The 22,908-nt window shown below is 72.4% G+C and carries 20 protein-coding genes; 8 read left to right on the top strand and 12 right to left on the bottom strand.

The features are described from left to right. Positions 1-170 precede the first annotated feature (170 nt). On the bottom strand, positions 171-1,466 hold the full coding sequence (locus tag B1H19_RS16840; protein ID WP_083105511.1) for an LCP family protein: 1,296 nt from the start codon (positions 1,464-1,466) through the stop codon (positions 171-173). A gap of 301 nt (positions 1,467-1,767) precedes the next feature. Between B1H19_RS16840 and B1H19_RS16835 the strand changes: the two genes are divergently transcribed. The 3 genes from B1H19_RS16835 to B1H19_RS16825 all read left to right on the top strand — a co-directional run bounded on the left by B1H19_RS16835 (position 1,768) and on the right by B1H19_RS16825 (position 4,530). Continuing rightward, positions 1,768-2,322, top strand: a complete 555-nt coding sequence (locus B1H19_RS16835) for an acyl-CoA thioesterase (protein WP_083105510.1) — start codon at positions 1,768-1,770, stop codon at positions 2,320-2,322. A gap of 127 nt (positions 2,323-2,449) precedes the next feature. After that, positions 2,450-3,244, top strand: coding sequence for an alpha/beta fold hydrolase (locus B1H19_RS16830; protein WP_107426025.1), 795 nt, complete (start codon positions 2,450-2,452; stop codon positions 3,242-3,244). After that, entirely contained in the window at positions 3,241-4,530 is a 1,290-nt protein-coding gene (locus tag B1H19_RS16825; RefSeq protein ID WP_083105508.1) for a cytochrome P450, read from the top strand. The genes B1H19_RS16830 and B1H19_RS16825 overlap by 4 nt, the downstream gene beginning before the upstream one ends. Here the strand turns inward: B1H19_RS16825 and B1H19_RS16820 are convergent. Genes B1H19_RS16820 through B1H19_RS16810 form a run of 3 tightly spaced genes read right to left on the bottom strand, consistent with a single transcriptional unit; the run spans position 4,475 to position 7,171 of the window. Continuing rightward, positions 4,475-5,086 (bottom strand): VanZ family protein, encoded by a 612-nt coding sequence (locus B1H19_RS16820; RefSeq protein WP_083105507.1) that lies wholly within the window; start codon positions 5,084-5,086, stop codon positions 4,475-4,477. The genes B1H19_RS16825 and B1H19_RS16820 overlap by 56 nt on opposite strands. Before the next feature lie 52 nt (positions 5,087-5,138). Continuing rightward, a complete protein-coding gene (locus B1H19_RS16815) occupies positions 5,139-5,615 on the bottom strand; it encodes a hypothetical protein (protein ID WP_083105506.1) in 477 nt (158 codons plus the stop codon). Further along, the gene (locus B1H19_RS16810) at positions 5,612-7,171 is read right to left on the bottom strand and encodes an LCP family protein (protein WP_083105505.1); all 1,560 of its coding nucleotides are present in this window, start codon (positions 7,169-7,171) and stop codon (positions 5,612-5,614) included. The genes B1H19_RS16815 and B1H19_RS16810 overlap by 4 nt, the downstream gene beginning before the upstream one ends. Before the next feature lie 232 nt (positions 7,172-7,403). Between B1H19_RS16810 and B1H19_RS16805 the strand changes: the two genes are divergently transcribed. Continuing rightward, positions 7,404-8,426 carry a glycosyltransferase family 2 protein gene (locus tag B1H19_RS16805; protein ID WP_083105504.1) on the top strand — a complete coding sequence of 341 codons (1,023 nt, stop codon included), beginning with the start codon at positions 7,404-7,406 and terminating at the stop codon, positions 8,424-8,426. Between the two features lie 45 nt (positions 8,427-8,471). On the opposite strand, the gene B1H19_RS16800 is transcribed toward B1H19_RS16805, so the two are convergent. The 5 genes from B1H19_RS16800 to B1H19_RS16780 all read right to left on the bottom strand — a co-directional run bounded on the left by B1H19_RS16800 (position 8,472) and on the right by B1H19_RS16780 (position 15,108). Then, on the bottom strand, positions 8,472-9,071 hold the full coding sequence (locus B1H19_RS16800; RefSeq protein WP_083105503.1) for a hypothetical protein: 600 nt from the start codon (positions 9,069-9,071) through the stop codon (positions 8,472-8,474). 66 nt (positions 9,072-9,137) lie between these two features. Next, positions 9,138-10,826, bottom strand: a complete 1,689-nt coding sequence (locus B1H19_RS16795) for an LCP family protein (protein ID WP_083105502.1) — start codon at positions 10,824-10,826, stop codon at positions 9,138-9,140. Positions 10,827-10,894: 68 nt separating this feature from the next. Continuing rightward, on the bottom strand, positions 10,895-12,658 hold the full coding sequence (locus B1H19_RS16790) for an LCP family protein (protein WP_083105501.1): 1,764 nt from the start codon (positions 12,656-12,658) through the stop codon (positions 10,895-10,897). Positions 12,659-12,908: 250 nt separating this feature from the next. Further along, positions 12,909-14,177 carry an LCP family protein gene (locus tag B1H19_RS16785; RefSeq protein ID WP_237289352.1) on the bottom strand — a complete coding sequence of 423 codons (1,269 nt, stop codon included), beginning with the start codon at positions 14,175-14,177 and terminating at the stop codon, positions 12,909-12,911. Between the two features lie 166 nt (positions 14,178-14,343). Then, the gene (locus B1H19_RS16780; RefSeq protein WP_083109696.1) at positions 14,344-15,108 is read right to left on the bottom strand and encodes a TIGR03089 family protein; all 765 of its coding nucleotides are present in this window, start codon (positions 15,106-15,108) and stop codon (positions 14,344-14,346) included. Between the two features lie 150 nt (positions 15,109-15,258). Here B1H19_RS16780 and B1H19_RS16775 point away from each other — a divergent pair, with 150 nt between their 5' ends. The 3 genes from B1H19_RS16775 (at position 15,259) to B1H19_RS16765 (ending at position 18,809) form a co-directional block, all read left to right on the top strand. After that, a complete protein-coding gene (locus B1H19_RS16775; RefSeq protein ID WP_107426023.1) occupies positions 15,259-16,509 on the top strand; it encodes a peptidoglycan recognition protein family protein in 1,251 nt (416 codons plus the stop codon). A 212-nt stretch (positions 16,510-16,721) separates the two neighbouring features. Then, complete coding sequence (gene manB / locus B1H19_RS16770; protein WP_083105499.1) at positions 16,722-17,804, top strand: mannose-1-phosphate guanylyltransferase; 1,083 nt, start codon at positions 16,722-16,724, stop codon at positions 17,802-17,804. A gap of 99 nt (positions 17,805-17,903) precedes the next feature. Continuing rightward, positions 17,904-18,809 (top strand): DNA-3-methyladenine glycosylase family protein, encoded by a 906-nt coding sequence (locus B1H19_RS16765; protein WP_083105498.1) that lies wholly within the window; start codon positions 17,904-17,906, stop codon positions 18,807-18,809. Positions 18,810-18,830: 21 nt separating this feature from the next. Here B1H19_RS16765 and B1H19_RS16760 read toward each other — a convergent pair whose 3' ends face one another. From B1H19_RS16760 to B1H19_RS16750, 3 genes are all read right to left on the bottom strand, one after another. Next, positions 18,831-20,150, bottom strand: a complete 1,320-nt coding sequence (locus B1H19_RS16760; protein WP_107426022.1) for a coenzyme F420-0:L-glutamate ligase — start codon at positions 20,148-20,150, stop codon at positions 18,831-18,833. After that, a complete protein-coding gene (cofD, locus tag B1H19_RS16755) occupies positions 20,147-21,103 on the bottom strand; it encodes a 2-phospho-L-lactate transferase (RefSeq protein ID WP_083105497.1) in 957 nt (318 codons plus the stop codon). The genes B1H19_RS16760 and cofD overlap by 4 nt, the downstream gene beginning before the upstream one ends. A 129-nt stretch (positions 21,104-21,232) precedes the next feature. Then, entirely contained in the window at positions 21,233-21,736 is a 504-nt protein-coding gene (locus B1H19_RS16750; RefSeq protein WP_083105496.1) for a cysteine dioxygenase, read from the bottom strand. Positions 21,737-22,465: 729 nt separating this feature from the next. Between B1H19_RS16750 and B1H19_RS16740 the strand changes: the two genes are divergently transcribed. Next, positions 22,466-22,729 (top strand): WhiB family transcriptional regulator, encoded by a 264-nt coding sequence (locus B1H19_RS16740; RefSeq protein ID WP_003983763.1) that lies wholly within the window; start codon positions 22,466-22,468, stop codon positions 22,727-22,729. Positions 22,730-22,908: the final 179 nt, after the last annotated feature.

Genomic DNA, 22,908 nt, shown 5'->3' with positions numbered 1-22,908 from the left:
TGTTTACGCGCGTCGAGTAGCTTCCTGATCAGATATTTGCGTGGGCTTAGCGCCCACCCCGGTTGGGAGGGGCTTGACCGGTTGGGGCCGGCGCCCATTGCGTACGACGCGCCACAACGGCCGAGGCCCCGCCGAATTCTCGGCGGGGCCTCAGAGGCGAGGGTGTCGGTTCAGCGGTTCCCGCTGACCGTCACCTTCTCGTCGGCGTTCAGCTGCTGCACCAGCTGCTGGACCTTGGCCTTGTCCCAGACCAGGTTGCCGCCGGTGGAGCCGGAGAGCGGCATGTTCATGGACTTGCCCTCGCCGCCGGTGATGCCCTTCATCGCGAAGAACATCTGGCCCAGGTCCCACAGGCTCATGTCCTTGTCGACGATGAGCGTGTCCAGGCCGGCGCCCATGGTCGGGTAGAGCTTGAAGGGGTTCAGGATCGTGCCGGGGGTGGCGGTCTGGCTGGCCAGGGCGGCCAGGAACTTCTGCTGGTTCTTCGTGCGGTCCAGGTCGCTGCCCGCGAAGGCGTGCCGGGTGCGGACGAAGGCGAGGGCCTGCTGGCCGTTGAGGGTCTGCTTGCCCGCCTGGAAGTCGGCGCCCGACCACTTGTCCTTGAACGGCTTGGGGATGTCCAGCTCGACACCGCCGATCGCGTCCACGATGTTGGCGAACCCGGAGAAGCCGATCTCGACGTAGTGGTCGATGTGGAGGTGGGTGTTGGCCTCGATGGTGCGGACCAGGAGCGTCGGGCCGTCCTCGGCGTAGGCCGCGTTCAGCTTGGTGTGCCGGCCGGTGGCCGGGTACTTCTTGCCGGACTCGGCGCCGACGTAGCTGGGTATCTCGACGTCGGAGTCGCGCGGCAGCGAGATCAGCGTCGGGCCGTTGGAGCCGTCGTGCAGGATCATCATCGAGTCGGTGCGCTTGCCCTCGGCGGAGCCGGTGTGCAGCTTCTGCTCGTCCGCCTTCGACATGCCCTCGCGGCTGTCCGAGCCCACGATCAGGTAGTTCGTGCCGTCCCCGGCCGCCGGCCGGTCGATGACCTTGCTCAGGTCCGCCTGGCGGCGCAGCTTGCCGTCGGCCCAGAAGTAGGTGGCGACGGAGGCGACGAGCAGGACGGTCACCAGGGTGATCAGCGTCCACTTGATGCGGCGGCCCCAGCGGGGGCGCGGTCGGGCGCCGCCACCGTCGTACGGACCGTAGCCGTCGTCGCCGCGGCCGCCGCCACCGCCGCCGTAGACCTGGCCGGTGTTGTAGCCGCTGTCGTAGTCGTCGTAATCGTTGTAGCCCTGGGACTGCTGCGGTACGGCGCCGCGGCGCGGGGACATCTGCGGCGGCAGGGGCGGCTCGCTGCGGGGGTAACCGGCCCCTCCGTCGCGCCGTACCTGCCGCATGGCACGTGCGCCCTCCGGATCGCCGCTGCTGCCGCGGCCGTACCCGTAGCCGTTCTGGTCCCCGGACCATCCATTGGGCTCATTCATACGGGGAAGTGTGCACGCTGGGACAGGGTGCCCAATAGGGCAGGTGCGGGATAGGGCCAGGGCTGTTGCAGAGCTGATGCAAAGCGACGGCCGCCTTCCTGCCCATAAAGGAAGGGGCCGTGACCATTCCGGCGCGGCGAGCGGAAGCAGTCATTCCGGGGTGTTGCCGACGGGGCTGGGGAGACGAGCGTCACGTGGGGAGACAGTCGTCACGAGACGGGGGTCACGTGCCAAATGGGACGGGTGGCACGGGCCGGTGGGCGGAGCGCGAGGCCGGTGGGCGCCCGCTTAGGCTGGCCCCATGACCGAACTCGTCACCAACAGCCGGGAGGGCGAGCTCGCGGGCAAGCCGACCTCCGTCTCTCGTACGACGCTGTCGCACATCATGACCGCGGCCGACACCAATCTCCTGGGCACGGTGCACGGCGGCGTGATCATGAAACTGGTCGATGACGCGGCGGGCGCGGTGGCCGGACGGCACTCCGGCGGCCCCGCGGTGACCGCCTCCATGGACGAGATGGCCTTTCTGGAGCCGGTCCGGGTCGGGGACCTGGTGCACGTGAAGGCGCAGGTCAACTGGACCGGCCGCTCCTCCATGGAGGTCGGCGTACGGGTCCTGGCCGAGCGGTGGAACGAGTCCACCCCCGCCCAGCAGGTCGGCTCCGCCTACCTCGTCTTCGCGGCCGTCGACGAGCAGGGCAAACCGCGCCGGGTGCCGCCGGTGGTTCCCGAGACCGAGCGCGACAAGCGCCGCTATCAGGAGGCGCAGATCCGCCGCACGCACCGGCTCGCCCGCCGTCGCGCGATCATGGACCTGCGGGAGCGCCGGGCGGCCGAGGGGCTCGACGAGGCGTAGGCGCGGCGCCTGTCCCGGCGCGGCCGGTGGTGCCCTTGCGTGGCGGTGGGGTGACGGCCAGTGTGGTCGCACGTGGCCGTCGGCCGGTGGGCGGCGCGACGGGATCCGTCACACCTCGGGAGTGAGCGTGGCCGACTTCGTACTGCCGCACGCCCTGCACGGTTCGGGACCGCACAAGGTCGTCGCCGTCCACGGATGGTTCGCCGACCGCTCCGCCTACGACCCGCTCCTGCCGGACCTCGACCGGGACACGTTCCAGTACGCGGTGGTCGATCTGCGCGGCTACGGCGAGGCGAAGCACGCGGCCGGGGCGTATACGACGGCCGAGGGGGCGGCCGATGTGCTGGCGCTCGCCGACCGGCTGGGCTGGGAGCGCTTCTCGGTGGTCGGTCATTCGATGGGCGGCAGCGTCGCCCAGCGGGTGCTGGCCGCGGCGCCGCACCGCGTGCGCCGGCTCGTCGGCGTCTCCCCGGTGCCGGCGTCCGGGCTGCCGATGCCGCCGGAGCAGTGGGCGCTGTTCGCCGGCGCGGACCACTCCCCGCACCACCGGCGGATCATCCTGGACACCACCACCGGCGGGCGGCGCCCCGCCGCCTGGCTGGACCGGATGGTGCGCCGGTCGCTGGAGCGCAGCCAGGCGAAGGCGTTCCGGGCCTGGCTGGACTCCTGGGCCGGGGACGGCTTCGAGGCCGATATCGAGGGCTTGCGGGTACCGGCACTGGTGGTGACCGGGGCGCTGGATCCGGCGCTGGGCGCGGAGCTGGCCCGTCAGACCTGGCTGCGGTGGTACGCCGACAGCGTGCTGGTCGAGCTGTCCGCGGCCGGGCACTACGCCATGGACGAGACGCCGCTGGAGCTGATTCGGGTGGTGGAGGACTTCCTGCGGGCGGACGGTGACGCCGCACCGGCGGCGGCCGGATGACCCGCACCGCGGCGAACGCGCACCCGGAGGCCGTACCGGACGTCTTCGACCCCCGCCGCTACGCCGACGGCCTGCCGCACGCCGCCTACCGGCTGCTGCGCGACCGGCATCCGGTGGCCTGGCAGGAGGAACCCGAGGTGCTCGGCTGGCCCGCCGGGCCCGGGTTCTGGGCGGTGACCCGGCATGCGGACGTCGTACGGGTCCTGAAGGACGCGCGCACCTTCTCTTCCCGCCTGGGCGCCACCCAGATCCGCGACCCCGACCCGGCCGACCTGCCGTTCATCCGCCGGATGATGCTCAACCAGGATCCTCCGGCCCATGGCCGGCTGCGCCGTCTGGTCAGCCGGGCCTTCACCCCGCGCCGTATCGACCGCTTCGAGACGGCCGTACGGGAGCGGGCCCGCGGCCTGCTGACGGCTGCGGCCGGGGCGGCGCGGGACGGCGACGGGGTGTGCGACATCGTGGCGGCCGTCACCGACGACTACGCGCTGCTCAACCTCGCCGATCTGCTCGGCGTACCGCCCGGCGAGCGGGGGCTGCTGCTGGACTGGACCCGCCGGGTGATCGGCTACCAGGACCCGGACGAGGCGGGCCCGGCCGCGGCGGGAGCGGACGGGCGGCCCGCCGATCCCCGCTCACCGGCGTTGCTCGGGGACATGTTCGCCTTCGCCCGGGAGCTGGCCGCCCACAAGCGCGCGCACCCGGGCGACGATGTGATGACCGTGCTCGCCCTGGACCGCGAACTGGCCACGGCCGAACTGGAGATGTTCTTCTTCCTGCTGACCATCGCGGGCAACGACACGGTCCGCAGCGCGGCCCCCGGCGGCCTGCTGGCACTGGCCGGGCACCCGGACGCCTACCGGGCGCTCGCCACCGGCGCGGTGGGGGCGGCGACGGGCACGGAAGAACTGCTGCGGTGGCATCCGCCGGTGCTCAGCTTCCGCCGGACCGCGGCGCAGGACACGGAACTGGCCGGGTGCCCGATCCGCGCCGGGGACAAGGTGGTCGTCTTCCACGGTGCGGCCAATCACGACGAACGGGTCTTCGCCGACCCGCACCGGCTGGACCTGGGCCGGGACCCCAATCCCCATGTCTCGTTCGGCGACGGCCCGCACGTCTGCCTGGGGGCGCATCTGGCGCGGTTGCAGCTGCGGGTGCTGTACGAGGAGACCTGCGCGCTGGTGCCGGTGCTGGAGGTCGCCGGGCCGCCGCGGCGGCTGGTGTCGAACTTCATCCACGGGCTGAAGTCGGTGCGTCTGCGGCTGGGGGACCGTCCGGCCGCCTAGTCAAGGGGCGCGGGCGCAGCCGCGTCGCCGCCAGATGCGCCAGCAGCCCCAGCGCGGCGCCGGTCGCCGTCCCGGCGGCCGCGCACAGGACGTCGTCGATATCGGCGATCCGCCCGGCCCGCATCAGCAGCTGCGCGGTCTCCAGCAGGACGCACAGGCCCACCCCGAAGAGGAACGCACCGGCGGCCGACCAGCGCGGCGCCGCGAAGCGCAGGAGGAGCGCGCCCGGTACGTACAGGGCGGCCAGGGCGGTGTGCTGGCGCAGCAGCATCGACAGCTCCTGCGGCTGGGGCGCGGCGCCGGGGCCGAAGAGGCTCTCGCCGGGGCGCCACCACACGGTGGCGTCGGCCGAGCCGACCGGCTGGGTGGGGGCCAGCGTGACCAGGAGGAGCAGCAGCAGCCAGGCGGCCAGGAGGGCAGCGGCCGTGATGCGCGGGGCGGTGGTGGCGGGGGCGCGGGCGGCCCAGGCGGCCAGCGACAGGGCCAGCGCCGCCATGGCGGTCAGGAAGAGCGCCAGGGTGGCGGGGGAGAGGGCCAGTAGTGCGGCCTGCCACATGGTGTCCTCCTGGCCGGGTCGCGGGCGGGGCGGGGCGCGGACCGGGGCCGGATCAGCCGCAGCTCCACTTGGTGACGAAGACGGTCCCGTCGTGCTCCATGACGCCGCGGATGCATTCGTCCGGCAGCATCTCCACCCGCCCGCCGAGGGCGGCCGCACCCTGGCGCAGCCGGCGGGTGCCGAACCAGCCGGGGAAGGCGGTGATCCGCGTGTTCTTGCGCTGGTATCCCAGGCGTACGGAGGTGTCGGAGGAGGTGGCGGCGGGGCCCGGGCCAGGGCCCTGGCGGCGGTAGGCCGTCGTGTAGCGGCCGGTCGCGCCGACCGGGCCGCGCAGGCACAGCCGCCCGTTGGCCAGGTCGCCGCAGCCGGTGGGGGTGTCCGGGGCGGGCGGGGCCGCGGCGGCGGTGGCGGCGACCAGGCACAGCCCGGCGAGCGTGACACCGGCCCGCGGGACGTAGCGGTGCGCGGCCGGGCCGCCGCCGGGCGGGCGGAACCCGGGGTGGGCGCGGCGGGGGGCGGGCACGGTCATGGACACACCGCCTGGTCGCCGGTGATCGCCCCGACGTCGACCGGGGGCTGCGGCGGCTGCTGCTCCCGGACCGGTGTCACCGCCGTGAAATCGGCCCCGAGCGTCACATGGAGCACCGGGCCACGCCGGGCGACCGGGTGCAGCCGGGCGCCGGGCAGCGCGGCGGCCAGGGCGCGGGCCGAGCGTTCCCAGCGCGGGTCGTAGTCGATGACCGTATGGGCGGCCGGGTGGTGGCCGGCCGTCGTGCCGGGCGCCCCGGAGATGCGGAAGCCGGTGGCGCGCAGCGCCTTGGCGGCCGTGGCGCCCAGGCCCGCACGCGGGGTGCCGTTGTCGACCCGGACCGTGATCTGCGACGGCGGGACCTCCACCTCCGTTCCACGGGGCTGCCGGGCGTCCTGGGGGGCCTTGGGGTCCTTGGCGCTGGGGTTGTCCTGGGCGTCCTGCGCGTCCTGGGTGTCCTGCGGCCCCGGGGTGCCCATGCCCGGGTGCCGGGCGAGGGGCCGGTCGTCGCGGATGGCCTGGAAGAGCTGCTGCGACGCCACCGGGTCCCAGCGCACCGCCTCGCCGCCGCCCGGCAGCCGCAGATTCTCCTTGGTCAGCGGTACGGAGACGAACTCCGAGGACGACGGGGTGAAGCCGCGCATGGCCTGCCCCAGGTCCACCAGGTCGTTGGCCGCGAAGCCGGAGTCGGCCCGTACGGACTCCAGCATCGTCTCGGCGACGTCCTTGAAGCGGATCGGGTTCATCAGGACGCCGGAGGAGGTGATCTTGTGGATGAGGGAGGCGAGGAAGCGCTGCTGGCGGTGCATCCGGCCGAGGTCGGCGGAGGCGTCGATATGGCGGGAGCGGACGTACTGGAGCGCCTGGCCGCCCCCCAGGAGGTGCTTTCCCGCGGGCAGGTCCAGCCCGGTGAAACTGTCCCGGAGCGGGCGCGAGGTGCAGACCTCCACCCCGCCGACCGCGTCCACGCTGTGCATGAAGCTGGTGAAGTCGACCTCCAGATAGTGGTCGATATGCACCCCCGTCATGTGCTCGACGGTCCGTACGGTCAGATTGGGGCCGCCCTCGGCGTAGGCCGCGTTCAGCTTGACGGGGTGGCGGGCGTGGCGGCGGCCGGTGACCGGGTCCGTGTGGGCGGGGACCTCGGCGTAGGAGTCGCGGGGCAGGCTGATGATGCTGGCGCGGTCCCGCTCGGCGGAGAGATGCACCAGCATCAGGGTGTCGGTGCAGTGACAGGGGACCCCGCCCAGGTGGTAGTCGCGCTTCTCCTCCTTGGTGATCTTGTCCCGCCCGTCCGTGCCGACGACCAGGAAGTTCAGCCCGCTGCCGCCCCCGGGCCGCTCCTCGGTCGGCATGTCCTTGAAGGGGTCCACCCGCCCGATCCGGGTCTCCACCCCGGCGACCATGGCGTGCCCGACTCCGCTCGCGGCCAGCAGCACCCCCGCGGCCGCCGCGCTGATCCGCAGCCCCCACCGCGTACGAGGCGGGCGCCGGCGCCCCGTCGGCCGGGCGGTCCGGCGCGGCGTGGGGGCCTGGGAGCGGGACGGGGCGTTCACGGGGGACACCTCCGCGGCGGGACGGGCGGCGAGTCGAGGTCGGGCCGGTCGAAGCACCGTAAACCCGTACGATCACATGCAAAGCATCACACGCCGGTCGCCGGCGGCCCGGCCACCCGTCCGCCGTCCGCCGCCGTCCCCCGTTCGCGGTAACGTGAGGCGCGATACCGCAGTCTCCCGGCGGGCGCTGCCGCCCATGGCGGCTCGCCGCGGGCCGTACCCCCGAGGAACCATGCCGCAGCAGCAGACCCCGGCCGTCTCCGTGATCATGCCGGTGCTCAATGAGGAACGTCACCTGCGCGATTCGGTCCGGCACATCCTGGAGCAGGAGTACGCCGGCGAGATGGAGGTGGTGATCGCCCTCGGCCCGTCCACGGACCGTACGGACGAGATCGCCGCCGAGCTGGTGAAGGAAGACCCGCGGGTGAGCACCGTGCCCAACCCGACGGGACGCACCCCCGCCGCGCTGAACGCCGCGATCCAGGCATCCCGGCATCCCGTCGTCGTCCGCGTCGACGGGCACGGCATGCTCTCGCCGGGCTACATCGCCACCGCGGTGCGGCTGCTGGAGGAGACCGGGGCGCAGAACGTCGGCGGCATCATGCACGCCGAGGGCGAGAACGCCTGGGAGGAGGCGGTGGCCGCGGCCATGACCTCCAAGATCGGCGTGGGCAACGCCGCCTTCCACACGGGCGGGGAGGCCGGGCCCGCCGACACCGTCTTCCTCGGGGTGTTCCGGCGCGAGGCGCTGGAGCAACAGGGCGGCTACAACGTGGAGTTCATCCGCGCGCAGGACTGGGAGCTGAACTTCCGGATCCGCGAGGCGGGCGGCCGGGTCTGGTTCTCGCCGGAGCTGAAGGTGCAGTACCGCCCGCGGCCGACCGTCAGGGCCCTGGCCAAGCAGTACAAGGACTACGGCAAGTGGCGCCATGTCGTCGCGCGCTACCACTCCGGGTCGATCAACCTGCGCTACCTCGCGCCGCCGGTTGCCGTCTGCGCCATCGCGGCCGGCCTGGTGGCCGGCGTGGCCGTCACGCCCTGGGGCCTGGTGATCCCGGGCGGCTACCTGGCGGCCATCGTCGCGGGCTCGGTCCCGGCCGGCAAGGGACTCTCCCTCAAGGCCCGCGCCCAGATCCCCCTCGCGCTGGCCACCATGCACATGTCCTGGGGCTACGGATTCCTCACCAGCCCCCGGTCGCTCGCGAAGAAGGTCATCGCCAGCCGCCGGCCCGCGGTCATGGCACCGGCGAAATAGTCCCGACCGCCGGGAAGGGCGGGCCACTTGGGCCCGCCCCGTCACTCAGTGGGCGAAGGGCGGCTCGAAGCAGCCGTGCTCCGGGTACGGGCCGTTGGTCGTGACCTGGTAGTTGGTCTTCTGCACGAACGCCGTGACGCAGGCGTCCTCATGGACGCGCAGGCCGATCAGGGCGCCCTCGGGCCGGACGTAGTGGTCGGTGACGAAGCGCGCGTCCATCTCCCGCACGATGAGCGTCCCACCGAGCCGCTCGCCCTTCGGACCGGTCCGCTGCTCCTTGTACCCGAGCCGGAGCAGCGCCGCGCGCACGCTGCGAGGGTCCCATTTGTGCTGCTTCCACAGCCGCTTGAGGACGGGTTCGATGCGCGCGGCTTCCTTCTGCGCGTCCTTCGCACTGGCCGGGGACATCGCGCCGGGGCGACGGCCGGCCTTGTTCTCGTTCTCGTGCGGGGCACCGCCGCCGGGCTCCGCATACGGGGAGGCGCCGTGGGTGGGGCCGTGGCTGGGGCGGGACGCCGGGAACGGACGCGGCGCCTCGGCCACCCTGGCGCGCGGTGTGCCACAGGCGGTCACGGGCAGGGCCGCGACCAGAAGGAGAAGGGACGCGGCGACGGGCCTGTGCCGTCCACGTATCGAGGTCACCATGGCATGACTCTGCCATGGCGACCTCGACGCCCGCTCACTGGGACAGTCCTGAAGGCCGGGACGGTCTCAGAAGGTGTAGCCCGGATTCACCTTCATGCACGCCTTCGTGTCGTTCCCGTTGAGCGCATCCGCGCTGTCCGGCGCCTTGTCGGCGGGCTTGTCGTCGCCCTGCTGCTTCGGGTACGCCGTCCCCGTACGCCAGTCGTTGCCGACGACCAGTCGGAGCTCGGTGGCCGAACTCGACTGCTTGACCGCGCTCTTGGGCAGGTCCAGCGCCTTCGCGAGCGCCAGGGCGTCCCCGCGCCGGGCCGTGTCGCCGTAGACGAGGGTGGTGTCGGCCTGCGTGATGAGCGAGGAGTCGGTGCCGGCGGCGGTGTAGCCGAGCTGGGCGAGCCGCTCCTGGACGACGCTCGCGCGGCCGGAGACCGGGCCGTTCACGGTGCTGTTGGTGCCGTTCTGGACGACAACCTTCAGCGCGCTCTTGGCAGTTGACGGCTTCGGGTCCGGCGTCGGCTTCTTCTTCTTGTCCTTGCCGTCCAGCGCGGTGTCGTTGCGCAGCATCGCGAAGGTCTGCTCGGCATCGCCGGGCTTGGGCAGGACGTACTCCCCGCCGGGGCTGTACACCCAGGGCATGGTGACCATGGTGATGCGTTTGGTCGGCACCCGGCTGAGATCGCCGCCCAGGTCGTAGAGCTTCGTGACGGTGTTCAGGCCGTCGTCGACGGTCAGCGCCTTGGTCGCTGCCTCGGCCAGATCGCGCAGCTCGCCGGGGTTGGTGAGCTTGGCGTTCGCCTTCAGCTGGCGGACCATCGAATTCATGTACATGTGCTGGGCCTTGGTCCGGCCGATGTCGCTGTTGTCCTCGAAGCCGTAGCGGGTGCGCAGCCACTGGAGGGCCTGGACGCCCTGGACGGAATGGGTGCCCTTGGTGAGCTTCAGGCCGCTGCCGTGGCCCTTGCTGTCGTGCGAGTAGACGTTGCCGTCGACGCAGACCGGGACGCCGCCGATGGCGTCCGCCATGTCCACCACGCCGGAGAAGTCGACCATCATGAAGTGGTCGATGTAGACGCCGGTCAGCTCCTGCCAGGTGGCGAGGGTGCAGCCGGGGCCGCCGTGCTGGAGCGACTGGTTGATGGCGGCGGTGGTCTGCCGGTAGACCTCGTGCGTCTTGGGGTCGGTGCACTGAGGGATGGTCACCCGGGTGTCCCGGGGGATCGATATCACCGACATGTTGCTGCGGTCGGCCGAGACGTGCAGCAGCATCTCCACATCGGCCAGCGGTTTGCGGTCCGCGTCCTGGCGGGCGCCGCCCAGCTCGATGTCCTTCTTGCTGTTACGGCCGTCGGAGCCGATGAGCAGGATGTTCAGCGGGGTCTGCCCGAACGCGTTGGGCTCCGGCTTCTTCAGGCCGCTCCCACCGGCGGACCGGGGAGCCGTCCGCAGGTTCGCGTTGAGGTGCTCGTAGTACCAGTAACCGGCGCCCGCCCCGGCGACCAGGACGAAGCCGAGGCCGAGCGCCGTCCAGCGCAGCGCCTTGCGGGCCTTGCCGCCCTTGGCGGCTTTCCCCTTGCGGCGGCGGCCCCCGTTGCCGCCGCCGCTCTCGTCGGGTGCGGGCGCGATGCCGCCGTCGTCGTCCGGCGTCCAGCCGGGTGCGTCCGGCGGTGGTGCGCCCTCCTTCAGGCTGTCGTCGAAGCCCAGCCTCTGGGCTCCCGCCTGCCCCGGTGATCGCTCACCACGCACACTGCTCTGCCGCATTGGGCCCTCTCCCCGTTTCAGTTGGTGGTGCGCTCGGCGCCGTCACCGGCGGCCGGATCCCGCTCAGGTCACTTCGCGCAGATGTTCTTGTCACCTGCATTGACGTGCTGAACACCGTCCGGGGTTTCGGTCGGCGCCGTGATGGGTTGACCCGCCCCCTGGAAGTCCTTGCCGAGGACCAGCTTCATCGGCACGCGGTCGCCCGCGGCCTGCGACGACTGCTTCAGGGCGCTCTTGGGCAGACCCATCCAGTCCGCGAGCGTGGCGGCCTGGTCGGCCTGGTTGGGCGCGTACTCCAGGGTGGTTTTGGCCAGCTTCTGCGTGGCGTTGCCGGTGTTGGTGGACAGCCGGGCGCCCTTGCTGTTCTGGAGCCAGTCCACGGTCTCCTGCGCCGAGCCGATCGGCCCGCCGCCGTTGGAGACATCGACCCGTACGAGCTCCGGCGGGGCCTTCTTGACCGGCGCCTTCTTGGCCGCCTTGTTGCCCCCCTTGGAGAGGGACTGGTCGGCCTGGATCATCCGGAACAGCGGTTCGGCCTTGGCCTTGTCGAGTATCACGGTGGCCGCGTCGTGCGGGTTGTCCAGCACCGGCACCGTCGCGAAGGTGATCTTGTTGAGATTCACCTTCTTCATGTCGTTGCCGAAGTCCATCAGCTTGCTCGCACTGCCGATACCGGTGTCGACGGTCAGCGCCTTGGTCGCCGCCTGGGCGACGTCCAGCAGCTTGCCCGGACTGCTGAACGCGCTGGACTTCAGCTTGCGGACCAGCGAGCCGATGAACTGCTGCTGGAGCTTGATACGGCTCAGATCGCTGCCGGTGCCGACGGCGTGCCGGGTACGGACGAAGGCGAGGGCCTGCTCGCCCATGACGACGTGCCGGCCGGCCTTCAGATGCAGATGCGACCCGGAGTCGTTGATGTCCTTGCCGGCGCACACCTCGACGCCGTCGACCGCGGTGGACAGCTCCTTGACGGCGTTGAAGTCGGCCATCATGAAGTGATTGATCTTCAGTCCGGTGAGCTTCTCGACGGTCCGCCAGGTGCAGCCCGGGTCGCGCCCCTCCTGGCCCAGGCTGGTGTTGAAGCGCGTCTGCTGCTGGCCGGGAATGACCTTGGTCGTGCCGTCCTTCTGCTTCGTCGGGCAGTTGGGGATGTCGGTGATCAGGTCGCGCGGGATGCTCAGCGCGGTCGCGTTCGTCCGGTCCGCGGAGATGTGCATCAGGATCGTGGTGTCCGCATGCCCGACGCTGCCGGCGTCGCCGTAGCCCGAATTGCCCTTGCCCTCGCGGGCGTCCGTCCCGATGACCAGGAGATTGACCGGCCCGTCGGTGACCGCGTCGTTGTTGACGCCGACGTCGACCTTCCTGATGTTGCCGTCGAGCTGCTGGTAGATGACGTACGCCGTGGTGGCGGCGGCCACCAGGACGAAACCCAGCACACCGGAAGTCCAGTACAGCGCCTTCTTCTTGCCGGACTTCTTCGGCTTGGGCCGGCGGCGGCCGGTCGCACCCGCGGCGTTCGCGGCCGAGGCACCTCGGGCCGCGGCGCGGCGCTCGGCCCGGCCCCCGGCGCGGCGCCCGTCCTCGTCATCGCGGGCCTCGCCGCGCCGATTGCGCTGGCTGGGCAGCGGACGGGTGTCGGTGTCACCGCCCCGCTCCGCCGGATGGCGCCGGGTGCGTCTGGGACCGGCGGCCTTACGGGCGGAGGAACGGTCCGCGGTAGGACCCGGAGGGTCGAGCCGCAGCTCGTAATTGCCGGTGTCGGGGTCGAACACCCACTGGTCGGCGGGATCGACGTTGTCGTCGCCCGCCCGCCCACGGCCTTGCGCGTCCACGGTGCCTTGAATCCTCCGTCGGTGGCGCGGCGCCTCCCCCTCAAGGCGCTCGGTCGGTCGATCGTGCAATAGGGATGAACTAGGGATGAACAGGGATGTGCATGGTCATCGGCCCGCTGCTGGAGCGGGCCGGATCGCTCACACTATCCGCCCAGTTCAGTGCCCGGCGACGCCGGTGACAAATTCCACTTCCCTACACCTGGGCAATCCGCCCAATCCCTTCACGGAACTGCGGGTTTTTGCGGCATCTTTATTCGCAGGTCCCGTGTTCCGCGGTGGTCCCGGGAAAGGCCGGGGCCCGGCCGGGAGGCGGCGAGGGGTCGCGGGGTTTCGCGTCGAAGGCGGCTGCGCTCTGGGCGGAGTCCTTCGCGGGTGCCACCGTCACCCGGTGGTCTCTGCGCAGCTCAGCGAAGAGACGCCCGGCGTCGGGCTGCACCAGCTCGTCGCGATTGGGGTCGTAGCGGTACTCCTGGCGCGGCACGGTCAGGAACTGCACATGAGCGGTCGGAATGCTGCGCATGCTGCGCACCAATTCGTACAGTCCGGTGAGCGAGGCAAGATCCGCATCGGTCGTCAGGGAACTCGTCGCGGCATCCAGCACCGGATACAACCGCGTCGGATTGAGCAGCACACCGTTGCTTTGCACTTTCTTCACCAGCGCGCCAAGAAAGTCCTGCTGGCGTTGCATGCGCTGTGTGTCGCTGCCGTTACCCAGGCTTTTACGGGCCCGTACAAAACCGAGGGCCTCCTCGCCGTGGAGGGTCTGGCGGCCGGCGGGCAGCACCAGATGCGCCTTGTCGTCGTGGATGGGCCGGCGCACACAGATCTCGACGCCGTCCACCGCGTCCACCATCTTCTTGAACCCGACGAAATCGACGATCATGTGGTGGGTGATCCGGATTCCGGTCATCTTCTCGACCGTACGGATCGTGCAGGCGGCCCCGGCGAACTGGAACGTCCAGTTGAACTGCACGGTCTGCTCGGCGATCTCCCTGCCGTCGGACCGCTTGCAGCGCGGCACCTGCACCATCAGATCGCGCGGGATGCTGACCGCGGTGGCCGACTTCCGGTCCGCCGCCAGATGCAGCAGGATCGTGGTGTCCGAGCGCTGGGTGCCGCTGTCGGCGCCGTACTTCTCGTTGCCGTCGCCGCGGTTGTCGGAGCCGATCAGCAGGATGTTCTCGGCGTTGGGCGGGCCCGGATCGGGCCGTTCGGCCTCGTACTTCTCCAGCTCGTTCTGGGTGTCGCTGTCGAAGCGGATATTGCCGTCGAGCTTGGTGTACAGACCCCAGCCGGTGACGGCCGTCACCAGCACCGCGGCGGCCGTGCCCAGCGCGGCCCGGCGCATCCAGTGCAGCGGCGAGGGCGGGGTGCGCGGCGGGCCCGGGCCGTCGCCCGGGGCGCCCGAGCGCAGCGGCCGCGGGCCCCAGCCGGGAAACCGGCCCGCCCCCCGGCCCGTCCGGCGCGAGCCCGCGGCGGGGCCCGGGCGGCCGGACGGTGTCTGGGGGCTCTCGGTCACGTGCGTCCATCCCTCACGGAGTCGGCGTCGTGCCCGTACGCGGTGCCCGGCCGAGGGTGGGACGGACCGGTCCCGCGCAGGGTTGTCCGTACGTGAAATCCTGGCGCACATCCCGTGAACCGGCCCGCCGCGCGGGGCGCCCGCTCCGCCGGGCGGGTGACGCCGTCTAGGACAGCGCCGACGGCGCCTTGAACGTGATCCTCTCGGTGGCCTCCCGGGCCAGCGTGCCCTCCGCGCCCAGCCGGTCCAGATGGCGGCAGAGCACCACCGAGCCGCCGGTCGCCAGCGGTGCGTAGAGCCCGTAGGACAGGCCCCGCCAGGTGTCGTACGACAGCCCCGACAGCACCCGCGGCTCCTGGGGCATCTCCTCGGCCGCGGCATCTGCCAGCGCCCGCTCGCCGATCCCCGTGCCGGTCAGCTCCTCGCCGCCGACGGTCAGCGCCGGTGCACCCGGATCCACCGGCACGAACGGCGCGAAGCGGTCGCCCTGGCCGGGCACCTCGACGGCGTAGTCCGCAAAGTCCGCCGGCGGCTGCGGGAAGCGGCCGCCCAGCGGGCGCAGCGCCAGCGCCACCCGCTCCCCGGAGCAGGCGCGCGCCTCCGCCAGCCGGTCCGGGCCGCTGACGACCAGGTCGGCCGCGGCCGGATCGCCGTCCACCTCCGCGACCACGCCGACCGACGAACAGGCCAGCAGCCATACGGCGGTCTGCCAGTGCGCGGGCAGCAGCAGCGCGAGCCGGTCGCCGGGCGCGGCGGCCAGATCGCCCTGGAGGTAGTTGGCCGTCTTGGCCACCCAATTGGCGAAGGTGGCGACGGACAGTTCCACCCGCTCGCCGGTGGCATCGTCGTAGAAGGTCACCAGGGGGCGGGCCGGGTCCGCGGCGAGCGCGGAACGCAGCAGGTCGGCGGGGGTGCGATCGGTGGCGTTCATCGCGGCCAGATTACGCGCGGCGACGGGGTGCGGTGGTCCGGACGGGGCGGATACGGCCACCGGTTCGGCGCAGACCGCCGCCGCCGTTCGGTCGATGCCCCGTCAGATCCGCGATGGCGCAGGGCGCTTCGCCGTGCCACATATACATCCATGCGCCTTTCCCTTCTCACCGCTTCCCTCGGCGCCCTGACCGTGGCCGCGCTCGCCCTGCCCTCGCAGCCCCCGGTCGGTGCCGCCCCCGCCACGGCCGACGACGCGGCGGGCAGCACCCAGTCCGTACCGCTGGACGACCTCGGCACGGCGGCCCCGCGCGCCGGCGAACCCGACTCCGCGCCCGTCCCCGGAACCCGGGTCATGCCGGTGCGCGAGGTCCGCCCGTTCTCGCTCCTCGGCGTCGTCTGGGACGACCCCAACGTCCAACTGGGCGGCCACGTCCAGGTCCGTACCCGCGCCACCGGCTCGCACGACTGGTCCGGCTGGCAGGACGTACAGACCGACAACGACGACCTGCCCGACCCCGCGTCGGCCGAACGCCGCAAGAGCGGAGTACGCGGCAGCACCGCCCCCCTGTGGACCGGCGCCTCGAACGCCGTCCAGCTGCGCATCGCCCCGGACGGCCGGAACCGCGCACCGGCCCCCTTCCCCGGCGGGCTGCGGCTGGAGCTGGTCGACCCGGGCAGCGCACGGCCCACCGGGCCCGGCACCGAACTGCGGCCGCTGGGGCGCGCCGAGGCACAGGCCGAGGCGCAGGCGGCGGCCCAGGCCGCCGGGGCCCGGAGCAACCCCGACAAGACCTACATCGGCCCCCGCCCGCGGATCGTGACCCGGGCCGGCTGGGGCGCCGACGAGACCCTGCGCGAACCGACCCCCGGCTTCACCGGCCCGGTCAAGGCCGCCTTCGTCCACCACACCGCGACCGGCAACGACTACACCTGCGCCGAGGCCCCCGCGGCGATCCGCGCCATCTACCGCTTTCACGTCAAAAGCAGTGGCTGGAAAGACATCGGCTACAACTTCCTCATCGACAAATGCGGCGTCATCTACGAAGGCCGCGCGGGCGGCGTGGACAAATCCGTGATGGGCGCGCACACCCTCGGCTTCAACGACGACACCACCGGCATCGCCCTGCTGGGGAACTTCACCGACACCGACCCCTCCAAGGGCGCCATGGAGGCCCTTTCGGCTCTGACGGCGTGGAAGCTGGGCCTGTCCGGCGCCGATCCGCGCGGCACCGTGGACCTGACCTCCGCCGGCAGCAACCTCTTCAAGAAGGGCGAGGTCGCCCAACTCCACGTCATCTCCGGCCACCGCGACGGCTTCCGCTCCGCCTGCCCCGGCGACCGCCTCTACGACGCACTCGACACCGCCCGTACGGACGCCGCCCGCCTCCAGGGGCGCTGACCTGCCGCCTCCGGTGACGGCTAGCGTCCGGTACCGTCCGGTTGTGCCGGAGATGAACCACCCTCGCGTGCGCGCCGTCCTACCGATCACGACGCGCGCCGGGCACCGCCGGTGTCCCGGCGCGCGCCGGTGTCCGTGGAGCGGGGGCGAAAGCCCGTCTGCCTACACTGGTCGGCCGTGCGCCGACCCCAGCAGGAAGCAGAGACGACAAGGTGACTGAAGCGATCCTCCTGGTCGGCGGCAAGGGCACCAGGCTGCGCCCGTTGACGGTGCACACGCCCAAGCCGATGGTCCCGGCGGCCGGTGTGCCCTTTCTCACCCACCAGCTGGCGCGGGCCCGCGCCGCGGGGGTGACGCACATCGTCATGGCCACCTCCTATCTCGCCGAGGTCTTCGAGCCGTACTTCGGCGACGGTTCGGCGCTCGGCCTGCACCTGGAGTACGTCACCGAGAAGGAGCCGCTGGGCACGGGCGGCGCCATCCGCAACGTCGCCGGGCATCTGCACTCCGCCCCCGGCGACCCGGTGCTGATCTTCAACGGCGACATCCTGACCGGACTCGACATCCAGGCCCTGGTGGACACCCACCGCACCTCCGGGGCGGACGTCTCCCTGCACCTGACCCGGGTCGAGGACCCCCGCGCCTTCGGCCTGGTCCCCACCGACGACACCGGCAAGGTCACCGCCTTCCTGGAGAAGCCGCAGACCCCCGAGGAGATCGTCACCGACCAGATCAACGCGGGCGCCTATGTCTTCAACCGGTCGGTGATCGACACCATCCCGGCCGGGCGGCCCGTCTCCGTCGAACGTGAGACCTTCCCCGGACTGCTCGCCGACGGCGCCCACCTCCAGGGCATGGTCGACTCCACCTACTGGCTCGACCTGGGCACCCCCCAGGCATTCGTCCGCGGCTCCGCCGACCTCGTCCTGGGCCGCGCCCCCTCCCCGGCCGTCCCCGGCCGCCGCGGCGAGCGTCTCGTCCTGGAGAACGCCGACGTCGCCCCGGACGCCAAGCTCACCGGCGGCACGGTCATCGGGGCGGGCGCCGTCGTCGGCGAGGGCGCCCGCATCGACGGCAGCGCCGTCCTGGAGGGCGCGGTGATCGAACCGGGCGCCCGGATCCGGGAGTCGCTGATCGGCGCCGGGGCGCGCATCGGGGCCCGCGCGGTCCTGGACGGCGCGGTCATCGGCGACGGGGCCGAGGTCGGCGCCGACAACGAGCTGCGCGACGGCATCCGCATCTGGTGCGGCGCCCGGATCCCGGCGGGCTCGGTGCGCTTCTCCTCCGACCAGTAGGGCCCGGCCCCGACCAGTAGGGCCCGGCCCCGACCAGTAGGGCCCGGCCCCGGCCGGCGGGCCCGGCCCGTTGTCACCCCCATCGCCTAATCTGGCCGCATGCCCGCCCGCAGCTGGGTGCCGCCCGGCCCGTACGACCTGCACCGCACCCTGTGCGTGCTCCAGCGCGGCCCCGGCGACCCCGCCTTCGCGGTGCGCGGCGGCGAGGTGTGGCGCGCCTGCCGTACGCCCGAAGGCCCCGGCACCCTGCGCCTTGAGGCCCGCCCGGCCGCCGGCGCGGTCGAGGCCCAGGCGTGGGGTCCCGGCGCGGACTGGCTGCTGGAGCGGCTGCCCGAGCTGCTGGGGGCGTCCGACGAACCGGACCGGTTCACCGCCCGGCACCGCCTCGTCCACGAGGCGCGCCGCCGCCACCCCGGCGTCCGGCTCGCCCGCACGGGGCTCGTCCTGGAGTCGCTGATCCCCTCGGTCCTGGAACAGAAGGTCACCAGCGACGAGGCATACCGCGCCTGGCGGTTGCTGCTCCAGCGCCACGGCGAGCCCGCGCCCGGCCCGTGGGAGCGGATGCGGGTGATGCCGGATGCGCGGGCCTGGGCGCTGATCCCCTCCTGGGAGTGGCACCGGGCGGGCGTGGACGCCAAGCGGTCCTCGGCGATCCTGCGCGCCGTCCGCGTCGCCCGCCGGATGGAGGAGGCCGCGGGAATGGACCTCGCCGCCGCCACCCGCCGCCTGACGGCCCTGCCCGGCATCGGCCCGTGGACCGCCGCCGAGACCCTCCAGCGCACCCTCGGCGCCCCCGACGCCGTCACCGTCGGCGACCTCCACCTGCCGAAGATCATCGGCTATGCCCTCACCGGCCGCCGCGGCACCACCGATGAGCAGATGCTCGAACTCCTCGCGCCGTACGAGGGCCAGCGCCACCGGGCCGCCCGGCTGATCCTGCTGTCCGGGGTGGTGCCGCCGCGGCGCGCGCCGCGCTTCCCGGTAGGGGACATCGCCCGTCTCTGAGCGCCCTCGTTCCGAGCGCCCTCAGCGCACCACGACGAAGTCGTCCACGGGCCGCGCCGGCCGCTCCCGGGGAGCCTCGGCGGGCTCCCCGATGGCAACGGCCCCCATCGGTTCCCACTCCTGCGGCAGCCCCAGCACCTCCCGTACGACGTCCCGGCAGAACATCGTCGACGAGATCCAGGCGGACCCCAGCCGCTCGCCCGCCAGCGCGATCAGGAAGTTCTGGATCCCCGCGCCGTGCGCGACCACGAACATCTCCCGTTCCGCCGCGCCGCGCCGCGCATCGGGATAGCTGTGCGAGCCGTCCATGACCATGCAGGGCACCGCCAGATACGGCGCCCGGCGCAGCACGTCGCCCCGCCGTACCCGTTTGGCGACGGACTCCTCCGAGAACCCGTCGCCGCGCAGATCGGCGATCCAGGCGTGCCGCATCGCGTCCAGCAGCCGCGTGCGCGCCTCTTCGGACTCCAGCAGGACGAACCGCCAGGGGGCCGTGTGGTGCGGCGCGGGCGCCGTCAGCGCGGCGGCCACCGCCCGGCGCACCGCGCCGCCGTCCACCGGGGCGTCGGTGAAGTCCCGCACCGTACGGCGCAGCGTCACCGCCTCCCGAACGGCCTCCGACGTCCCCAGCCGGAACATGTCGCTCCCGGCGTCGCGGACCAGCGCCCGCGCCCCGTCGCCGTCTCCGGCCTCCTCGACGACATGCGGGAGCCCGCGCACCACGGCGACCGGCAGCGCGGCGGCCTTGCCCTTCACCAGGTCGCCGGCGGCGGCCAGTTCGTCGGCGGTGGCCACCACGGTCGCGCTGAGCGGATTGCCGTAGGCGTCCGTGCCCCCGCGCAGATCGTCCAGGACGCGGATGCCGGCCGCCCCGATGGCGACGTCGGTGAGGCCGCTGCGCCAGGGCCGCCCGAAGGTGTCGCTGATCACGACGCCGACGTCGACGCCCAGTTCGGTCCGGATGCCCGCACGCAGGGCGCGCGCCGATGCGTCCGGGTCCTCGGGCAGCAACAGCACCGTGCCCGAGGGGGTGTTGGAGGCGTCGACACCGGCCGCGGCCATCACCAGCCCCTGCCGGTTCTGCACGATCCGCAGCGTGCCGCGGCGCGCCACCACCCGTACGGTCTCCTGGTCGATCGCCGCCTCGCGGTCGGCGGCCTCCAACACCCGGCCCTCCGCCTTGCTGACGATCTTCGAGGTCACCAACAGGACGTCGCCGTCGGCCAGTTGGGGCACCTCCGAGCCGGCGACCGCCGCCGCGATCAGCTTGACGAGGTCATCGCCGGGCCGCACCTCGGGGATCCCCGGCACCGCCCACACCCGGTAGCCCGGCGTGCTCACGCCCGTACCTCCTCGGCCAGCGCCAGCGCCTCGCGCGCCATCGCGGCCGTGGCGTCCGCGTCCGTCATCATCAGCGGCACCGCCCGGCAGCGGATCCCGGCCGCCTCGACCCCGGCCACCGCGCCCGCGTCGACGGTGTCCACCAGCCAGCCGTCCAGCAGCCCCGAGCCGTAGTGCTGCGCCACCGCGGCGGCCGTCGACTCGACGCCCACCGCCGCCAGCACCTTGTCGGCCATCCCGCGTACGGGCGCGTCCCCGACGATCGGGGAGAGGCCGACCACCGGCACCCCGGCGTCCGCGATGGCCTCCCGGATGCCCGGCACGGCCAGGATGGTGCCGATGCTCACCACCGGGTTGGACGGCGGGAAGAGCACCACATCGGCGTCCGCGATGGCCTCCAGGACACCGGGCGCGGGCTTGGCCTGGTCGGCGCCGACCGGCACCACGGCGTGCGCGGGCACCGAGGCGCGCAGCCGCACCCAGTACTCCTGGAAGTGCACCGCGCGCTGTTCGCCGTCCTCCTCGATGGCGACATGGGTCTCGACCCGGTCGTCGGTCATCGGGATCAGCCGCACGCCCGGCCGCCACCGGTCGCACAGCGCCTCGGTCACCGCGCTCAGCGGATATCCGGCGCCGAGCATCTGGGTACGGACGATATGCGTGGCGAAGTCCCGGTCACCGAGCCCGAACCACTCGGGCCCCACGCCGTAGGCGGCCAGCTCGTCCTTCACCCGGAAGGTCTCGCCGGCCCGGCCCCAGCCCTTGTCCTCGTCGATCCCGCCGCCGAGCGTGTACATCACGGTGTCGAGGTCGGGACACACCTTGAGCCCGAACAGATGGATGTCGTCGCCGGTGTTCCCGATGACGGTGATCTCCGCGTCCGGAACCGCTGCCTTCACTCCCCGCAGAAAGCGGGCGCCGCCGATACCGCCGGCCAGAACCACAATGCGCATGCCCGACAGTCTGTCAGCCGAAGGCTGTCGGTGAGGGGTGGTGGTCGGGCGACGGGAGGGCCTGTCAGCCGAAGGCTGTCGGTGAGGGGTGGTGGTCGGGAGACGGGAGGGCCTGTCAGGGCTTACGGGTCAGGGGGCGAGGGTCTCCCGGGCCTCATGGGCCGACGGCGCGCACTGGGCACTGTGCATGGGCATCTCGGTCAGCCCGGGGAAGTAGATGTGCAGGCTGACGGCGGGCGTGAGCGCGTCGTTGACGACCTCGTGGACGTAACCCGGTGCGAAGACCCGCTGGGCGCCGGGGGAGAGCGTGCGCGGCCCCTCGGGCCGGTGCTCGGTCAACTCGCCCGCCAGGACCGTCAGCACACCCGACGAGCGCCCGTGGTCGTGCCGTCCGCTGCCCTGGCCCGGCACCCAGCTCAGCAGCCAGACCTCGTATCCGGGGCCGGTGCGCAGCCGGTGGTACCAGCGGGTGGTGGCGTCGTAGCGGACGAGGGGGGCCCAGCTGTCGCGGTCGGCGGCGATGGTGCGGGCCAGGCCCACGAAGCCGGCGACGGTGGCCGGGTGGGCGGGGACGGGCGGCAGCAGGTGGGGGATGGCGAGCGGGTCGCCGGCGATCTGGACGTCGCTGTTCATGGGGTGGTGGGTCCTTGGCGGAAGAACGGGGTGTCGCGCGAACGGAGGTGCTCCCGGCGGTGGCCGAGGGAGTGTGCGGCACGGCGCGGGCTGTCCCGGTAGGGGGCACGGCGCGGACGCGGGGAGGGCGGGGCCGCCGCGGGGTGGTGCGGGCGGGAGGGGCCGGAGCTCAGTGGCTACAACAGCAAGAACAGCGACAGCGACACAGGTCCTGCGCAGCGCGGAACGACCCGAGGGTGCGGGCCGGGCGGGGCGCGGAAGTCACTGGCATGCGGACAAGGAGACCGGGTTCCCGCCGCGATGTCAACCGGATGTCGGGTTTGGCGCGGATGGTTCACCTCATCCGGTTACGCGATCAGGAGAAAGGTTTGTGCAGCCCCCGGGCCGGAGATGTCGCCCACCAACCGCGCCTCCAAACGCCGTTGCGGTCTTGTGATCCGTCTGTGATCTTCCCCGCTTCGGCGCGCGGGGTGCAACGCGAACGCCGTCGGTTGGCGTCTCACGTGGCGAGAAGGAAGAACCGGGGCGATGCACCCGGGGAAGTGTCCTGGTTTTTGGTGATTTGAACACTTTCCGCATACGCTTGGTTCCACAGAGTGAATAAGAGGCCCAATAGCAGATCTCGGCTTGACTGGCCCGGATCAGCACACTTGTAATTTCACTCGTGTCGTTCAGCCAAAAACGATCACGGCTGGATCACGGGGACGTAAAGACAGACGAGGGGCGCACATGACCGAGCTGTTCCAGGAATTGCTGGTCGAGGAGGCGGACGAGGAGCTCGGCTGGCAGGAGCGCGCACTGTGCGCCCAGACCGACCCCGAATCCTTCTTCCCGGAAAAGGGGGGCTCCACCCGCGAGGCCAAAAAGGTCTGCCTCGCGTGTGAGGTCCGCTCCGAGTGCCTTGAATACGCGCTTGCCAACGACGAACGCTTCGGAATCTGGGGCGGACTGTCCGAGCGCGAGAGGCGCCGGCTCAAGAAGGCCGCCGTCTGACGATGTCACGGCAGCCCCCGATGCCCGCGGCGCGCGGCCTTGCACGGCCCGCCGCCGTACCGCGCCAACTCCCCATATCCCCCGATAGCGACCATCCCGCCTCCGGCGCCCTGACGGCCGGAGGCGGACTGCTGTGTACTGCCGTGCACGGACCCGGTCGGGGCGACGGCGCGAACCAT

Origin of the sequence: Streptomyces gilvosporeus (assembly GCF_002082195.1) — a bacterium.
Classification (GTDB): Bacteria; Actinomycetota; Actinomycetes; order Streptomycetales; family Streptomycetaceae; genus Streptomyces; species Streptomyces gilvosporeus.
This window is presented reverse-complemented; position numbering and strand designations above follow the sequence as displayed.

Excerpts from the sequence above, each read along its gene's own strand:
- B1H19_RS16840 (WP_083105511.1), bottom strand. The coding sequence starts at position 1,466 with ATGAATGAGCCCAATGGATGGTCCGGGGACCAGAACGGCTACGGGTAC.
- B1H19_RS16835 (WP_083105510.1), top strand. The coding sequence starts at position 1,768 with ATGACCGAACTCGTCACCAACAGCCGGGAGGGCGAGCTCGCGGGCAAG.
- B1H19_RS16825 (WP_083105508.1), top strand. The coding sequence starts at position 3,241 with ATGACCCGCACCGCGGCGAACGCGCACCCGGAGGCCGTACCGGACGTC.
- B1H19_RS16820 (WP_083105507.1), bottom strand. The coding sequence starts at position 5,086 with ATGTGGCAGGCCGCACTACTGGCCCTCTCCCCCGCCACCCTGGCGCTC.
- B1H19_RS16815 (WP_083105506.1), bottom strand. The coding sequence starts at position 5,615 with ATGACCGTGCCCGCCCCCCGCCGCGCCCACCCCGGGTTCCGCCCGCCC.
- B1H19_RS16805 (WP_083105504.1), top strand. The coding sequence starts at position 7,404 with ATGCCGCAGCAGCAGACCCCGGCCGTCTCCGTGATCATGCCGGTGCTC.
- B1H19_RS16800 (WP_083105503.1), bottom strand. The coding sequence starts at position 9,071 with ATGGTGACCTCGATACGTGGACGGCACAGGCCCGTCGCCGCGTCCCTT.
- B1H19_RS16795 (WP_083105502.1), bottom strand. The coding sequence starts at position 10,826 with ATGCGGCAGAGCAGTGTGCGTGGTGAGCGATCACCGGGGCAGGCGGGA.
- B1H19_RS16780 (WP_083109696.1), bottom strand. The coding sequence starts at position 15,108 with ATGAACGCCACCGATCGCACCCCCGCCGACCTGCTGCGTTCCGCGCTC.
- B1H19_RS16775 (WP_107426023.1), top strand. The coding sequence starts at position 15,259 with ATGCGCCTTTCCCTTCTCACCGCTTCCCTCGGCGCCCTGACCGTGGCC.
- B1H19_RS16765 (WP_083105498.1), top strand. The coding sequence starts at position 17,904 with ATGCCCGCCCGCAGCTGGGTGCCGCCCGGCCCGTACGACCTGCACCGC.
- cofD (WP_083105497.1), bottom strand. The coding sequence starts at position 21,103 with ATGCGCATTGTGGTTCTGGCCGGCGGTATCGGCGGCGCCCGCTTTCTG.
- B1H19_RS16750 (WP_083105496.1), bottom strand. The coding sequence starts at position 21,736 with ATGAACAGCGACGTCCAGATCGCCGGCGACCCGCTCGCCATCCCCCAC.
- B1H19_RS16740 (WP_003983763.1), top strand. The coding sequence starts at position 22,466 with ATGACCGAGCTGTTCCAGGAATTGCTGGTCGAGGAGGCGGACGAGGAG.